This is a genomic window from Paenibacillus glycanilyticus, from assembly GCF_023715145.1.
GTDB lineage: Bacteria > Bacillota > Bacilli > Paenibacillales > Paenibacillaceae > Pristimantibacillus > Pristimantibacillus glycanilyticus_A.
Genome location: NZ_JAMBNP010000006.1, coordinates 148,632 through 164,662 on the forward strand (window position 1 = coordinate 148,632; position 16,031 = coordinate 164,662).

The window sequence follows — 16,031 nt, forward strand, 5'->3', positions numbered from 1 at the left end:
AAAAGGAATGAGGCAGACTGCCTCATTCCTTTTCATTTTCTTTTTCATTTAATGCCTCGAGTATTTGCGCAGCCAGCTTCTCGCCAATCGACAAAGCCTTAAAGTCTTCAATAGATGCTTCTCTAATCTTCTTGATCGAGCCAAAATGCTTAAGCAGCAGCTTGCGGCGCTTCTCGCCGATTCCAGGGATTGCATCCAGCTGAGAGGCAATCATCGATTTGCCGCGTTGTTCACGGTGGAAGGAAATTGCAAACCGGTGGACTTCATCCTGAATACGCTGCAGCAGATAAAATTCCTGGCTGTCGCGAGGCAGCGGCACCACTTCGGGCGGATCGCCTGTCATCAGCTGCGCAGTCTTATGCTTGGCATCCTTCACAAGCCCGCATACCGGGATATAGAGCCCCAGCTCATTTTGCAGGATATCTAGAGCGGCCGAGATTTGTCCTTTGCCTCCATCGACTACGATTAGATCCGGTGGAGTCAAGTCCTCCTTCAGCATCCTCTCATAACGACGGCGGACTACCTCGCGCATGGTCTCGTAATCATCCGCGCCAACAACGGTTTTTACCTTGTACTTGCGGTATTCCTTCTTGTCCGGCTTGCCGTCCGTGAAGACAACCATCGCCGAGACCGGATTCGTACCCTGAATATTCGAGTTATCAAATGCTTCAATCCGTCTCACCTCCGGCAGACCAAGCCACTCCGCCAATCCTTCCGAGGCGCGGACGCTTCTCTCTTCATCCCGCTCGATGAGACGGAATTTATCGGCAAGCGCAATCTTGGCGTTATCGATCGCCATCGATACCGCCTCGCTCTTCCTTCCCCGCTGCGGCATCAGAACCTTTACTTTCAGCCAATTATGAAGCATCGTTGCGAATTCATCCGCAGCACTCGACGACTCCTCGGTTCCCTCATCTTCTTCCGTCGGGAGCGGCAGCAAAATCTGCTTCGGCAAAGCCGGATTGTCGCTATAATATTGCGTGACGAATGTCATAAAGTCATCGTACTCTTCCCCGTAATACGGGAACGTCGTGCCGCGGCGCTCAATCATTTTACCTTGGCGCATATACAGAATCTGAACGCACATCCAGCCCTTCTCCACCGCATAACCGAAAATATCGCGGTCGAGGGCATCATTCATCGTAATCTTCTGCTTCTCAATAACGGCATCGATGCTTATAATCTGATCGCGGTATTCCTTCGCACGCTCGAAATTCAGCTCCTCGGCCGCAGCTTCCATCTTGCGCTGAAGGTCGACTTTTACTACATCATGGCCGCCGTTGAGGAATTTCGTAATCTCCTGTACCATCGTCTCGTATTGCCCCGGTTCAACCTCAAATTCGCAGGGGGCAATACATTGCCCGATATGGTAATACAAACAGACCTTATCCGGCAATGTCCCGCATTTGCGCAGCGGATACAACCGGTCAAGCAGCTTCTTGGTCTGCTGGGCGGCAAAAGCATTCGGGTACGGTCCAAAATATTTGCCCTTATCCTTCACGACACGCCGTGTTACCTCAAGTCGCGGATGGGTCTCGTTCGTAATCTTAATATAAGGAAAGGTCTTATCGTCCTTGAGCAAGACATTATACCGCGGATGATATTGCTTGATCAGGTTACACTCCAGGATAAGTGCTTCCATATTGCTTGAGGTTATAATATAGTCGAAATCGCGAATCTCCGAGACGAGCCGTTGCGTCTTGCCATTATGGCTGCCGTTGAAATACGAGCGGACGCGGTTTTTCAGCACCTTCGCTTTGCCTACATATATAATGGTACCTTCCCCGTTTTTCATTAAATAACAGCCCGGCTGGTCCGGAAGCAGAGCTAATTTGTTGCGGATTAGTTCTTCGGCTTCTGCCCGGCTGACGGCTGTATTCTGTTGATGCTGATCCATGTTCTCCCTCCTGAAAAGAATTACCGTACAACTGGCCGATCCTTGCCAGTTTGTGGTGATTCTTACTTCGAAAGCCTAAGCTCGCGGCTGTACCTATATTCTTTCATTTTAGCATATCGAACGCATGTTTCGCCTTATATTTGTCAATCAATTGCTTTACAATTATTCGTAAAGTTGGGTATACTATTATAAGCTGAATGGTCTTCAAGGGAGGCGTAATCCATAATGGAAAATGTACGTGATCCGCGCGAACATGTGAATGAAGAACCGCGCCACGACTTGATGGACGTTATGGCAGGCTTTGGCGGTATGCTCGGTTTCATGACCGTGATCTTCGCTGCAGCTGTCATTGTGAAATTCATCATCTCGTAACAAACACAGAAAAGCTCCGTACCGGATATCCGGTACGGAGCTTTTTTCGTTATGAATCATTGAGCAACTGCGCGAAGCTGTTCGCCATTGCCTGTTGCTTTCTGCGGATCCGATTGCTGCTTATGCGACGGCTGGTCGTAGCGCGTACGCTCGGTACGGTCGATCTGAACAATACGTCCATCATGTACGGTAATATTGACAGAACCATATTGCAATCCATTGACTTGCTCAAGAATACGGTCCAACCATACTTGATCTACTTCCAAAGGTTTTGCCATTATTAACCCCTCCATAATCAACCGATTTACTCGGTATTAGTTTGAAAAAAAATTAATCCAGCTTTTCTTGGGATGCGCGTTGGTTTGTTTTCCATTCAAACAATGCTTTCACTAAAAGCGTCAGGACGGCCAGCATAACTAACAGGGAAGCAACGGCAAACGATGCGGAAAACTGGTACTCATTATAGAGAATTTCAATATGAAGCGGCAGTGTGTTCGTCTCGCCCCGGATATGGCCGGATACGACGGATACGGCACCAAACTCTCCCATCGCGCGGGCGTTGCTCAGGATAATGCCGTACAGCAACCCCCATTTAATATTCGGCAATGTGACGCGCCAGAAAATTTGCCAGCCTTTTGCGCCAAGACTTGCGGCAGCTTCTTCCTCCTGCACGCCTTGCGCCTGCATGAGCGGAATGAGTTCGCGCGCCACAAACGGAACCGTTACAAAGATGGTAGCCAGGACGATACCCGGAAGAGCAAATACGATCTGGATATCATGCTTGTCGAGCCATGGTCCAAGGAAGCCTTGTGCACCAAACAAAAGAATGTAGATCATGCCTGAAATGACAGGCGATACAGCGAACGGCAGATCAATCAAAGTAATTAAAAGGTTCTTGCCTTTAAACCTGAACTTGCTGATCGCCCAAGCTGCCGCGATGCCAAACACCGCGTTAAGCGGCACGGCGATCAGAGCAACAAGCAAGGTTAAACGTAAGGCCGACAAAGCATCCGGATCCGTAATTGCAGCTTTGTATACGTCAAAGCCTTTCTTGAAGGCTTCGATAAATACGGATACAAGAGGCATGGCAACGGCAAGCCCGAGAAATAATATGGCGATACTAATCAATACCCATTTTACGCCTGCCGATTCGGTTATATGTTTCGGCCTCTTGGACGCTTCCTGAGACAAATGCGCGGTAACAGCTCCAGCCATTGTTATCCCTCCCCTAATCCGCTATCGTACGGCGGTTAATCCGCCATTGCATGAAATTGATAAGCAGAAGAAGCAGGAAGGAAATAATGAGCATGACCAGCGCAATTGCGGTAGCGCCTTTGTAATCGAACTGTTCCAGCTTCGTCATAATAAGGAGGGGAGCAATTTCTGTTCTCATCGGCATGTTGCCGGAGATGAATACAACCGAACCATATTCTCCGATTCCCCGGGCGAAGGCGAGCGCGAACCCTGTTAACAGCGCAGGCATCAGCTCCGGCAAAATCACTTTCCAGAAGGTACGCAGCCGATATGCTCCAAGCATAACCGCCGCTTCTTCCGTTTCCTTATCGAAGTCTTGCAAGACAGGCTGCACGGTTCGAACAACAAACGGAATGCCGATAAAAATAAGCGCGATTGTAATACCAAGCTGCGTGTAGGCGACTTTCAACCCAAGCGGCTCAAGGAGCGAGCCCACCCAACCGTTTGGCGCGTAGATTGCCGTCAGCGCAATGCCAGCCACCGCCGTCGGAAGAGCAAACGGCATATCGACGAGGCTGTCGATAATTTTTTTACCGGGGAAACGGTAGCGGACGAGTACCCAGGCCACCAGCAGCCCAAATACAAGATTGGTCAGAGCGGCGAAAAAGGATGTTGTAAAGCTGATTCTGTAAGAGGCGATTACCCGAGGATTCGTAATAATCGCCCAGAATTCGTTCCAGCTCAGGCCGGTTGTTTTCACAAACACACCGGCAAGAGGGATGAGAACGATCAAGCTGAGGTAAGCGATGGTGAAGCCCATCGACAAGCCAAAGCCTGGCAAAACATTTTTAGACTTTTTTACTTTGGAACCTTTCATGTGAAGTCAGCTCCGTTCATCTATGGTTACCATTATTACGAGCCTGGCGTGTAAATCTTGTCGAAGATGCCGCCGTCATTAAAGTGCTTCTCTTGAGCGGTCTTCCAGCCGCCAAAGTCGTCAATGGTAATCAGCTCGAGATCCTTGAATTGATCTTTGTATTTCGCAGCAACCGTTTCGTTGATTGGACGGTAGTAGTTTTGTGCTGCAATTTCTTGACCTTCGTCGGAATACAAGTATTGCAGGTAAGCCTCAGCCACTTCTCTTGTACCGCGGTCATCAGCTACTTTATCTACAACAGCAACCGGAGGTTCTGCCAGGATGCTGAGCGATGGGTAAACGATATCGAATTTATCAGGACCAAGTTCTTTTACGGACAGGTATGCTTCGTTCTCCCAAGCCAGCAATACGTCGCCAATTCCTTTTTCTACGAAGGTTGTTGTAGCGCCGCGTGCGCCGGAGTCCAGAACGGGAACATGCTTATACAATTGTTGTACGAATTCTTGAGCTTTAGCTTCGTCATTACCGTTTTGTTTCAGAGCATAACCCCAAGCTGCGAGATAGTTCCAGCGCGCGCCGCCCGAAGTTTTCGGATTTGGCGTAATGACTTCAACGCCGTCTTTGATCAGGTCGTTCCAGTCGTTGATGCCTTTTGGATTGCCTTTGCGCACGAGGAAGACGATTGTAGAAGTGTAAGGCGCGCTGTTATGTTCGAACTTCGTTTGCCAGTCGGGTTTGATAAGGCCCGGTTCTACCAATGCGTCAATATCATAGCCGAGCGCCAGTGTAACGACATCTGCTTTCAGACCGTCGATTACCGCGCGGGCTTGAGCGCCTGAACCGCCATGCGACTGCTTAACGGTTACTTCTTGGCCTGTTTTGTCTTTCCAGTATTTCGAGAATGCTTCATTATATTTTACATAAAGTTCGCGAGTAGGATCGTAGGATACGTTAAGTAATTCAACCGGATCTTTAGGCTTTTCGCTTGGAGCTTCAGATGCAGTGCCTGCATTCGATGCTGCAGGAGTTTCTTTATTTCCACTGTTAGCTGAATTCGAATTGGAGTTATTGCCGCAAGCCGCAAGCACCAGGGTAAACGTAAGTATAAGTACAAACGAACGGATAATAGCCAATCTCTTCATTAGTCAACACACCCCTATTTTTATTGACAGATGAATAATGTCAGGCATCCGGTGGTCCGGGTAGTCAATATTATTCCTACCTGTTTAGTTGGTTATGGATGAATATTACCAGCACGCCCAATCATCTGTCAATAGAAAATTGGAAATTATTTATTGCCTGTATAAGCCAATCTTATAAATGAGAGCAAACAAAAAGGCCGGGCGCAAGCCCAGCCTTTGCAACATTATCCAATTGAGCCTGCTTCCAGAGGGAAATGGCAGGCGACTTGTCTTCCGTCTCCAAGCTCCCTGAGCTTCGGCTCATCCACGCTGCATTTCGCTTTCGCTGCCGGGCAGCGCGGGTGAAAACGGCAGCCGGATGGCGGATTGGCCGGTGACGGCACATCCCCTTGCAATACGATCCGCTCCCGCTTGCGAGTTGGATCCGGTCTTGGAATAGCCGACAAAAGGGCTGCTGTATACGGATGGAGCGGTCTTGCGAACAGCTCTTCCGTAGGAGCCAGTTCAACGATTTTCCCCAAATACATCACGCCTACCCGGTCGGAGATATGCCGGACGACGTTAAGACCATGGGCGATAAACAGGAAGGTTAGCCCCAGCTCGCGCTGCAGCTTCATCAGCAGGTTTATCACCTGCGATTGCACCGATACGTCGAGAGCGGATACCGCTTCGTCCGCCACAATAAACTGGGGATTTAAAGCGATAGCCCGCGCTATTCCAATCCGCTGCCGCTGACCGCCGGAGAACTCATTGGGATACCGGTTTCTTCGGGTAGCATCAAGACCGACTAGCTCCATCAGCTCAACGACTCGAATGTCGATCTCCCTCTCCGTCATCCGTTCATGCAGCCGCAGCGGTTCTCCGATAATATCCTTCACCAGAAACCGGGGGTTAAGCGAGCCAAACGGATCCTGGAAAATAATCTGCATCTCCTTGCGAAGCCGGCGCAGTTCTTGTCCGGTCAGCTTTTGCACATCCGTACCGTTAAAGTTAACCTCGCCTTCAGTAGCTTTATGAAGGTTTAGCACAACTCGTCCAAGCGTGGACTTGCCGCAGCCCGACTCGCCCACAAGACCAAAGGTCTCTCCTTTGCGAATCGACAGCGTTATATCGTCAACGGCTTTGACTTGACCAACAACCCGGTTCAAGAGACCCGAGCGAATGGGGAAATATTTTTTAACGCCACGCAGCTCAAGTAAATTATCCGTGTTCATCGGCTCACCTCGGGAATCGATTCAATTGTCCATCCTGCTTCTCCGCCGTCTCCCATGTACATCCAGCAGGCGGCATGATGATCACCTTTCACCGTGAAAGCCGGAGGGGCTTTCTCCCGGCAAATCTCCTTGGCATGCGGGCAGCGCGGATGGAAACGGCAGCCCTCCGGAAGCTGGCTAAGCCCCGGAATGTTCCCTTTAATTGTAAACAATTCCTCTCCGCGAGCTCCCTCGAGTCCCGGAACGGATTTCAGCAGTCCTTCCGTATATGGATGACTCGGCCGGGCGAATATATCACTGGCGCTGCCTTCTTCTACAATGATACCGGCATACATGACCGCAATGCGATCCGCCATTTCGGCAGCAACACCCATATCATGCGTAATCATCAGAATCGACATGCCAAGCTCCTTCTGCAGGCTGCGAAGCAGGTCCAGAATTTGGGCTTGTACCGTTACATCAAGCGCCGTTGTTGGTTCATCGGCAATAAGCAGGTCAGGCTCGCAGGCCAAGGCAATCGCAATAACAACCCGCTGGCACATCCCGCCGGACAGCTCATGAGGATATTGCTTCGCCCGGATTTCAGGGGCTGGGATACCGACCAACCGGAGCATGTCAACAGCCATTTTACGCGCTTCCTTCTTCCCTTTCTTCCGGTGCAGCATGATGCTCTCGGCAATCTGATCTCCTACGGTAAAGACAGGGTTCAGGGAAGACATCGGATCCTGAAAGATCATCGCGATTTTGTTGCCGCGAGTCTGGATCATCTCCGCCTGGCTCCGCTTCGTCAGGTCTTCGCCCCGAAACTTGATGCTGCCATCAAGGATCGCCCCTCCGCTATAATCGATCAACCTCATAATAGCGAGGGAGGTGACGCTCTTCCCACTGCCCGATTCGCCTACCAGACAAACCGTCTGTCCTTTATCGATCGAGATCGACACCTGCTCGGTTGCCTTGACTGTTCCGCTCATTGTCAGGAATCCGGCTGTTAGATTTTCGATTTCAAGAAGCTTTTCCGCCATCTGTCGATCCTCCTCTCGGACATTTTCTGCCTTGGGTTCAGGGAATCCTGGATTCCGTCGCCAATAAAGTTGACAGCAAGTACAACGAGCAGAATGCATACGCCGGGGTATACCGCCTGAAGCGGATCAACAAGCATAAATTCCTGAGCGTTGCTGAGCATGAGCCCCCAGCTCGTCTGCGGCGCTTGAATTCCTAGACCAAGAAAGGATAATGCCGATTCGCTAAGAATAGCCGCGCCTACCATTAATGTCGCGTTTACGATAATCGGAAAGCTTGCATTACGCAGCAGGTGTCTGAAGATAATGCCGAAATTAGATACCCCGATAGCCCTTGCCGCCTCGACATATTGCATTTCGCGAAGCTGAAGAAACGTTCCTCGCACAAGCCGGGCGACACTCATCCAGCTTGTTAGAATAAGCACAATGATCATATAACTAAATTCCGTTCCAAAGATGGCAAGCACCAGAATATTGAGGAACAATAAAGGAATGGAATTCATTACGTCAACCAGACGCATAAAGCAAGTATCAATAAATCCCCCGAAATAACCGGAAAACGATCCAACCAGAGTTCCGATGACGACGGATCCAGCAGCTACGGCAAAACCGACAAGCAATGAGACCCGGGCACTGTAAAGCAATCGGGCAAAGATATCGCGGCCCATCTCATCCGTTCCAAGCAGGTGAGCGTCGGTACCTGCTTTCAGATTGGCATAAAGCAGATCGATCTTGGCCGGGTCATATTTGGTCAGCCATGGAGCAGCCAACCCGCTGACAATAAAAACAAGCAGGACAACCAAACCCGTCATCGCATAAGGATTGCGGCGAAATTTGGACCAGGCGGTACGCCAAGGACCTGGAGGGCGTTCCAATGGTTTTGCTGCCTGTACCTCAACCGGAGAAATAACGGCTGACGTTTGCATATTAGCTTCACTCATGCCGATTTCCCTCCTTTCTTGCCGAGCTGTACACGAGGGTCAACAACCGCGTACAATAAATCCGCGAGCAGATTGCCTAATATGACGATAACAGATGTTAGAAGCGTAATCGCCATCAAAACGGAGTACTCTCGGGCAACCGCCATCTGTACGAATAACCGGCCCATTCCCGGCCAATTGAAGACACTTTCAGTCAATGCTGCGCCGGCAACAAGCAGCGGCAGGTCCAACGCTACAATCGTAATAACGGGAATTAGAGCGTTGCGAAGTGCATGCTTGTAGATGACCTTCCCTTCCCGAACCCCTTTCGCCCGGGCTGTACGGACATAATCCTGATCAAGAATTTCAAGCATGCTCGCGCGCGAATATTTCACATAAGCGGCAAGAAAGCCAAGCGTCAGAACGGTAACGGGAAGAATAAGGTGCAGCAAGAGATTACCGACCTGTCCTTCTTTATCCATGGAATACATATCGGCCAAAGGGAGCCAATCCAGCTTTATAGAGAAGATCTGCTGTAGAATGATCCCAAACCAGAAGGTTGGCATCGCAAATCCAATATACGAAATGAAGGAAGCTGTTTGATCGGAGAGGCTGTATTCCTTCGTGCTGTTATAAATGCCCCATGGAATAGCGATAATCAGTGTCAGCAGCCAGGCAACACCCATCAGAATAAAAGTGTTTTTGATAGTTGGCCACAGAATATCTCCAATCGCTACATGATTTTTGAACGTATAACCCAGGTCGCCTTGAAGCAAATCGCCTAACCAACTGAAATATTGAATCGGCAGAGGCCGATCCAGCCCCATATTATGTGCTTGCATCTGTAAAGCCTCCGGCGTAAGGCCGGGTGACAGCATGATTTGAAAAGGTCCTCCCGGAGCTGCATGGATAAGCCCGAATGTCACGAGCGTAATCAAAAATAGCACCAAGACGGACTGAAGCGTTCTGCGAATAAAAAACTCGGTCATTTGCCCATCCTCCTATCATGTTTGCCGAGCAAACATACCTCGTAAGCTTAATCCCCTTCATCCACAGGGAAGAAGAGGGCCGCGCCCTCTTCGCCTGCAAATCATTGATTATACGCCGCTTACTCGGTCACCCACCATTTGATGATGTGATAGAAGTAACCGGATTGTTGCGTTGGTTCCGGAGCATCCTCCGGTGCAAACTTCACTCTTGGTCCCAGACCTTGAGGGTTGCCGTATTGGTACATGAAGATATAAGGAAGATCGGTAGAAATTTCTTCTGCGATTTTTCCGTAAATCTCTGAGCGCGCAGCCCGATCTACAACGGAGTAACCGTCCACCCACAGTTGGTCAAGCTTTTCGTTCTTGTACCAGCCGCTGTTGAGTCCAGTTGGCGTGAAGTATTTGGACGAGAAAATACTTTCGGAATCCGGATCCGGATTGCTGAGCGACCAGCCAATAAGAATCGCAGAGTACTTGCCAGGAACAATGTTTTGGTCTTGCCATGTTGCGAAATCAATGGCGGATGTCTTCACTTCAATCCCTACATCCTTCAGGTTTTGCTGAATGATTTGCGAGACTGCTTCACGGCGGCTGTTGCCGGCGTTATACTGCAGCTCGAAGGAGAAGCGGTGGCCGTCTTTCACCAGAATTCCGTCTTTACCGGCTACCCAGCCGTCTTCGGCAAGCAGAGCTTTTGCCTTCTCCGGATCAAATGCGTAATTAACGGCTTTCTCACCCGCGTGCGACCAGTTATTTGGAAGGAATGGCGCGTTCAGCAAGGTGCCCGTGCCTTTCAGGACATTGTCGACCATACCTTGGCGATTCAAGGCATAAGCAATGGCTTGACGGCTCTTTTGTGTTGCGAACGGTATGAATTTATCCGGGAAGTTATTCGAATCAAAGTTAAAGCCGATGAATTCGTAAGTATTTGCCTTGCCTTCACCTTTAACGATGGAGATTTTGTCGTTCTTCTCAACTGCTTCAAGCTGCGTAATTGGAATGGCCGAAGTCGAATCTACATCGCCTTTGATAAGGGCTTGAACCTCGGTATTTTGATCGGCGTAAATTTTGTAAACGATCTTTTGAATGTTAGGCTTCACTTCAGACCAATACTCCGGGTTCGCTTCTACGCTTACGTATTGACCAGCCTTCCATTCCGACCATTTCCAAGCACCGCTCGTAACCGTCTTGGCCGGCTCTTTACCGTACGGGTTCGCCTGCAGCTCTTCAGGCTTCACATCCTTCAAGATATGGCTTGGCACCGGGGTGAGCATCAGCGAGTATTCGAACGGCGCGTATACTTGCTTCAGCGTGATTTTTACCGTGTAATCGTCAAGCTTCTCAATGCTTGCAATCTTGTCATACTGGCTCATTGCCGGAGAGGCTGCCTTAGGATTAATAATCGTGTTAAGAGTAAAGACCACATCTTCTGCAGTGATCGGCTGACCATCACTCCATTTAGCGGTATTTTTCAGTTTTACGGTGTAGGTTTTACCGTCTTCGGAAATTTGCGGGGGCTCCGCAGCGAGGGACCAAGGCTCAACCGCCAGGTTACCTTCGCGGTCGAGGTCATACAGCGAAGCAAACATTAAATACGCCATATCTCCGGAAGCTGTATCACTTATAAACAGTGGATTCACGGATACGATATCGGAGAATGTGCTTACTGTTAGCGTACCGCCCTGTACGGGCGTATTGGCATCTGCCGAAGGTTCTGCGGAAGGAGCCGTCGACTCTGCTGTCGTTGCTGACGGCGAAGGGGAGTTCGTATTGTTGCCGCCCTTATTAGAGCATCCTGCAATTACGATCGCTAAAATACTTAATAGAAATAAAAATTTCATAGACTTCTTCCGTCTCATCATCAAACTTCCTCCTATTAATTAACGTGGTTAACTTTATGTCATGTTACCTCACATAAAATACGAGTTCATTTGTTTAATTATTTTAATTTTCAGAAAACTAGGTCAGAAGTTATGCCATTTTGGTGAAATATGTTGATGTTTTGGTAATTTACTACCATAATCAGGAATGGGAATAGACTTTCGAGTCATTCTGAGTTAGGATTTGCCGATTTAAATTTCCACCGAAATACATATAGCGTGTTCCTAGCATTATAATGTAACATAATATAACACCCCCTCTTGAGGAAAGTATACTACAAGAGATTAACGCGGTAAATAGTTAAAGTATGTTCATAAAAAGAGGCTGCACATTGAACAAATGTGCAGCCTCTTCCTCTTATTTGCGACCCCGCTTATTCTCGCCTGTCACCATAACAACCTCTACATAAGGCCTGATGCGGTTCATCAGGCGCTCCCCTTTATGCTGCTCATCGCCGTCTTTGCTCGTAAAACTAAAGTGCTTCTCCAGCGCATCAAGCTCATAATTGGAGGTATATAGAGTAGGTTTGCGGTTCATCCGGTAGTTCAATATAGATCCCAGCACATGATCCCTTACCCACGGATTCAGGTTCTCGGCTCCCATATCGTCAAAGATAAGAAGATCAGTCTCCTTCATCATCTCTACCGTCTCGCGAAGCTTCGCCTGATCATGCATCATCGACTTCAGATCCTCTACGAATTCCGGCATGTAGACAATAGCTCCCGAGTAACCTGCTTTCGCAAGCTCATGAAGCAGATAGCACATTAGGAACGTCTTGCCCGTGCCGAATTTGCCGGCAAGATACAAGCCTTCCTTCTGCAGCCCCTCTTCCTTCGTCTTATCGATATAAGCCAAAATCTGATAGGCCGCTTCCGTCCGCTTCGGATCATTAAACAAAATTTCATCCGCCGAATAGCCGTTATTCAGTGCCGTCTCATCCACATAAAAGCTGCGGATTCGGTTCTTGATCTGATCCTCGCTGCGACGCGCCAGAAACTTCTTGCAGGATACCTTACGGTCGATTAGCTGGACCTGATCACTAACCGTCTCGCAAGAAAGCAACGTATAGTGACCTTCGAAATCATTCGGGCAGTTGTTCAATCCCGGGCAGTTCGAGCAGTTCTTGTATTCTTTCACATATTGATAGACCCGGTTCATGTTCATTCTTACCGCGCGTTCATCCAGCTCAGGGTGCTTGACGAACAGACGCTCAACAAGAGGGTCCGCCATTAGCTCTCCAAGCTTTTGTTCCGCTTGATCGGTCATTGACTTTCCGCCAGGCCATGATTTTAACATTTCACCAAGCGATTCCATTCGTTTTCACCCCGCCTTATGTTCTAACCTTTGCCGTCCAGCTTTCTGGCCAGCCTGCGCATCTGCTCCAGCTTCTCCGGCGAAATAGCCGCGCCTTCCGCTCCTTCATCCTGTACTATAGGAATGGACGGCTTGCGGGAAATACCGCCTCGCGTATTGCCCCGAGCAGTGCTTCTTGTGCCGGGCTGTCCGGCTGCTCTGGCATTCCGCCGTTCCTTATCGGCTTCCACTTCAGCTTGTTCCCGTACATAAAGAACAGCTTTCTCGAACGTGTCTACCTGCTTCACGAGCATATTGGACACAACGGCTTCCACGAACGTCTTCGTCACGCGCTGTGCGTCATTCATGCCGATTACATAATGAATAAGTACGTTAATAACGGGTGCCGGAAGCTTATAATTAAGATCAATCCGCTCAAACGATCTTTCGATCCAATCCGGTACGGCTCCAGGGAAAAACCGCTGCATAAACCGGGTATGCGGCTCGTTCCGCATGAGCATGTTATATTGCTGCACGTCGCATCTGCCCGCCAGCTGGCTAGGCACAAGCAGATAATATTCCTCTTGAACGCCAAACTCGACGAGCTCTTCCTCTGTCTCATTCGACTGGTCGGACGCCGCCTGCACGCGGGCAAGCGTTCTTTGCCGCTCTCCTTCGCGCTTCTTATCCTGACGATACAGCTGATTAGCGCGAAGCTGCAGTTCGTCTACGATAAGATCGCCATTTGACGCGAAAATACCGTCTTCATCCAATAACCGGCATACGTCCGCTACGGATAGATTGTATTTATAAGCGACATAATTGACTTGTGAAAGCTGCTCGTTGTTTCCTCGCATTCGCTCTACATAACTCCGGTTCGCCGAATTGCGCGGAAAACGTAGAATAATTTCGCCATACGGAATACCCGCCGTCTCAAGCTGCGCACGAGGCGCGGCCTGACGTGTCGGCGCAACCTCCGTTAAGGCCTGCTCCAGCTCCTGATCTACGGACTGCGTGTTCAGTTGGAACAGCTCATAGAAAGGAACGGAAATATTCTCTTTGGTCAGCTTCTTCTGCGCCAGCTCGTCGGGCTCTTGTGCTCCAAACGATTCGCGAAGCGATATAACCGCGTATTTGCCGATCTTGTCCCGAAGAAGCAGGGTTAAATGCTGGTTTCGGAAAAACTCAGCTGGCGACAGCGGCTGCGACAGCTCATATTCATACATAATGTCCGCCTGGTCCGGCATGCCAACCCGCGAGGTCTGCAGGAGACCTACCGCTTCAAGGCGCGAAGCCTGCTCGATCAAATATTTTCTGCCTCGTTCGTTCATATCCAGTCCAAGACCAAGGAACAGCTTACGCTGCGATTCAATCGTGGAATAACCGGAAGTGCCTTCCGTAATCCCATGATACAACTGTTGATAGAAGGCAATAGCAAAGGCGCCTATCATCGGCTGATAGATAAGCGACATCATTTTATAGTCCAAGCTGCTTAGCGAAAAATCCCGAAAAATGTAATAACGATGATGCTCCGTAAATTGCAGTAAATTACCGATGCGCAATTGCATCTCTCCATCTCATTCGTACTTTCTATCATTTTAACATAAAAAGAAGGGCGGGGGACGAATACAAAACTAGAAATATGAGGAGCTAGCCGATAGAAAAACGGCCCCGCCATCCCGCCAGGGATAACGAAAGCCGTTTCTGTTGATTTAGAACATTTTATAACCGCCGCGGCGCAATGCGCGAATGGCCCAGCCGCTCACATACGCCCCGGCCAGGGCGCCAATAACCGGAATGACATCGACATAGGTAAACTCCGTAAAATTATCGACAAACGAAACAGATTCATCCCACGTCGACCAGATGCCGAGCGGCAACAATATAATTATAAATACATAAATGGGAAACCAGGTTGTTTTGAGAAGCATGTTAAGTATAAAGCCGATGCCAAACATCATGACCAGAAACAGCACCGTAGCTACAATTAATTGAAGCATGTCCTCTTCTCCTTATGGAAAGTCTCGCTTATCAGTTTAAATAATGGAAATAAGGAAGTCAATCAGCGTTGTCCATTTGTCACAAGTCCGCCATTTGCTCTAGCTGAATTATATACGATACAATGTTAAAAGCAATGCGACGAGAGGAGAATTTACCCATGAGTGAAGTAGCTATTACATTAGAAGGCTGGTACGCGCTGCATGATTTCCGTTCGATGGATTGGGCGGCATGGCGGCTTGCAAGCGATAAAGAACGGAGCCAGGCACTGGACGAGCTTCAGTCCTTCCTGTCCGAATGGAACAGCGTGGACGAGAACAAGCAAGGAAGCACGGCGGTGTATTCGATCGTTGGTCAAAAAGCGGATTTCGTCTTCATGCACCTGCGCGAAACGCTCGAAGAGCTAAACGACATTGAAACCGCCTTTAACAAAACGCTGTTCGCCGAGTTCACGCAGCCGGCTCATTCTTATGTGAGCGTTGTTGAGCTTAGCAACTACGTGAATTCCCCGGGCAGCGACCCGATGCAAAATCCGGAGGTTGTTGCCCGCCTGAAGCCGTCTCTGCCGAAAGCAAGACATATTTGCTTCTATCCGATGAACAAACGCCGCTCCGGCAATGACAACTGGTACATGCTCAGCATGGACGACCGCCGCACGATGATGCGCAGCCATGGCATGATCGGACGCAAATACGCAGGCAAGGTAAAACAGATCATTACCGGCTCCGTTGGCTTCGACGATTGGGAATGGGGCGTTACGCTGTTTGCCGACGATGCGCTTCAGTTCAAGAAGCTCGTTTACGAGATGCGCTTTGACGAAGTCAGCGCGCGTTACGGGGATTTTGGCGATTTCTTCGTCGGGAATTTGCTGACGGATGAAAAGTTTAAGTCGATGCTTTCGCTGTAATAGGTTAGAGCGAAACCTGCACAGTCAAATGTTCTTCCGATCGCTGTTGTTCCCGGATTCTTTAATTAATTTTTATAGGTTGGAATCCGAGAACAAAGGCGAGCACTTCGTTTCTCCAGAATCATTTGAGCTGCTACGGCATCGTCAACCTATATTTATTAGACCGATAACGCCACCGGGTAATTCCGGTGGCGTTATTTTTTAAGAAAGATAGACAGCGTAGGACTGGTACTTTGTCTTGATGGTTATCGGGTTAGATAATTTGCGCAACCCGGGATTGGAACCTACAGCTGACTTTCGAGCACAAAACAAAAAAGGCTTTCGCCGA

At 49.2% G+C, this 16,031-nt stretch carries 15 protein-coding genes; 2 read left to right on the top strand and 13 right to left on the bottom strand.

Translation table 11 applies throughout. The annotated features are described in order from the left end of the window. Positions 1 to 22: 22 nt before the first annotated feature. Complete coding sequence (uvrC, locus tag M3194_RS18035; RefSeq protein WP_251655476.1) at positions 23 to 1,897, bottom strand: excinuclease ABC subunit UvrC; 1,875 nt, start codon at positions 1,895 to 1,897, stop codon at positions 23 to 25. Positions 1,898 to 2,122: 225 nt separating this feature from the next. Here uvrC and M3194_RS18040 point away from each other — a divergent pair, with 225 nt between their 5' ends. Beyond that, positions 2,123 to 2,269, top strand: a complete 147-nt coding sequence (locus M3194_RS18040) for a YqzM family protein (protein ID WP_251655477.1) — start codon at positions 2,123 to 2,125, stop codon at positions 2,267 to 2,269. 56 nt (positions 2,270 to 2,325) lie between these two features. Here the strand turns inward: M3194_RS18040 and M3194_RS18045 are convergent, their stop codons facing one another. From M3194_RS18045 to M3194_RS18100, 12 genes are all read right to left on the bottom strand, one after another. Continuing rightward, positions 2,326 to 2,547: a YezD family protein gene (locus tag M3194_RS18045; RefSeq protein ID WP_251655478.1), complete on the bottom strand. Its 222-nt coding sequence runs from the start codon at positions 2,545 to 2,547 to the stop codon at positions 2,326 to 2,328. A gap of 52 nt (positions 2,548 to 2,599) precedes the next feature. Further along, a complete protein-coding gene (gene cysW, locus M3194_RS18050; RefSeq protein WP_251655479.1) occupies positions 2,600 to 3,484 on the bottom strand; it encodes a sulfate ABC transporter permease subunit CysW in 885 nt (294 codons plus the stop codon). A gap of 13 nt (positions 3,485 to 3,497) precedes the next feature. Continuing rightward, positions 3,498 to 4,340: a sulfate ABC transporter permease subunit CysT gene (cysT, locus tag M3194_RS18055; RefSeq protein ID WP_251655480.1), complete on the bottom strand. Its 843-nt coding sequence runs from the start codon at positions 4,338 to 4,340 to the stop codon at positions 3,498 to 3,500. 35 nt (positions 4,341 to 4,375) lie between these two features. Further along, the gene (locus M3194_RS18060) at positions 4,376 to 5,482 is read right to left on the bottom strand and encodes a sulfate ABC transporter substrate-binding protein (protein ID WP_251655481.1); all 1,107 of its coding nucleotides are present in this window, start codon (positions 5,480 to 5,482) and stop codon (positions 4,376 to 4,378) included. Positions 5,483 to 5,706: 224 nt separating this feature from the next. Next, positions 5,707 to 6,696, bottom strand: a complete 990-nt coding sequence (locus tag M3194_RS18065; protein ID WP_251655482.1) for an ABC transporter ATP-binding protein — start codon at positions 6,694 to 6,696, stop codon at positions 5,707 to 5,709. Next, positions 6,693 to 7,718: an ABC transporter ATP-binding protein gene (locus M3194_RS18070; protein ID WP_251655483.1), complete on the bottom strand. Its 1,026-nt coding sequence runs from the start codon at positions 7,716 to 7,718 to the stop codon at positions 6,693 to 6,695. The genes M3194_RS18065 and M3194_RS18070 overlap by 4 nt, the downstream gene beginning before the upstream one ends. Then, a complete protein-coding gene (locus tag M3194_RS18075) occupies positions 7,685 to 8,656 on the bottom strand; it encodes an ABC transporter permease (protein WP_397334353.1) in 972 nt (323 codons plus the stop codon). The genes M3194_RS18070 and M3194_RS18075 overlap by 34 nt, the downstream gene beginning before the upstream one ends. Continuing rightward, the gene (locus tag M3194_RS18080; RefSeq protein WP_251655484.1) at positions 8,653 to 9,624 is read right to left on the bottom strand and encodes an ABC transporter permease; all 972 of its coding nucleotides are present in this window, start codon (positions 9,622 to 9,624) and stop codon (positions 8,653 to 8,655) included. Before M3194_RS18080 ends, M3194_RS18075 begins: the two co-directional genes overlap by 4 nt. A 119-nt stretch (positions 9,625 to 9,743) precedes the next feature. Then, the gene (locus M3194_RS18085) at positions 9,744 to 11,486 is read right to left on the bottom strand and encodes a peptide-binding protein (RefSeq protein ID WP_251655485.1); all 1,743 of its coding nucleotides are present in this window, start codon (positions 11,484 to 11,486) and stop codon (positions 9,744 to 9,746) included. A gap of 376 nt (positions 11,487 to 11,862) precedes the next feature. Beyond that, on the bottom strand, positions 11,863 to 12,819 hold the full coding sequence (dnaI, locus tag M3194_RS18090) for a primosomal protein DnaI (protein ID WP_251655486.1): 957 nt from the start codon (positions 12,817 to 12,819) through the stop codon (positions 11,863 to 11,865). Between the two features lie 23 nt (positions 12,820 to 12,842). Further along, positions 12,843 to 14,360, bottom strand: a complete 1,518-nt coding sequence (locus M3194_RS18095) for a replication initiation and membrane attachment family protein (protein ID WP_251655487.1) — start codon at positions 14,358 to 14,360, stop codon at positions 12,843 to 12,845. Between the two features lie 150 nt (positions 14,361 to 14,510). Next, entirely contained in the window at positions 14,511 to 14,798 is a 288-nt protein-coding gene (locus tag M3194_RS18100; protein ID WP_091185295.1) for a YuiB family protein, read from the bottom strand. A 158-nt stretch (positions 14,799 to 14,956) separates the two neighbouring features. On the opposite strand from M3194_RS18100, the gene hemQ reads away from it, so the two are divergent. Next, a complete protein-coding gene (hemQ, locus tag M3194_RS18105) occupies positions 14,957 to 15,703 on the top strand; it encodes a hydrogen peroxide-dependent heme synthase (RefSeq protein WP_251655488.1) in 747 nt (248 codons plus the stop codon). The last annotated feature ends 328 nt before the right edge of the window (positions 15,704 to 16,031 follow it).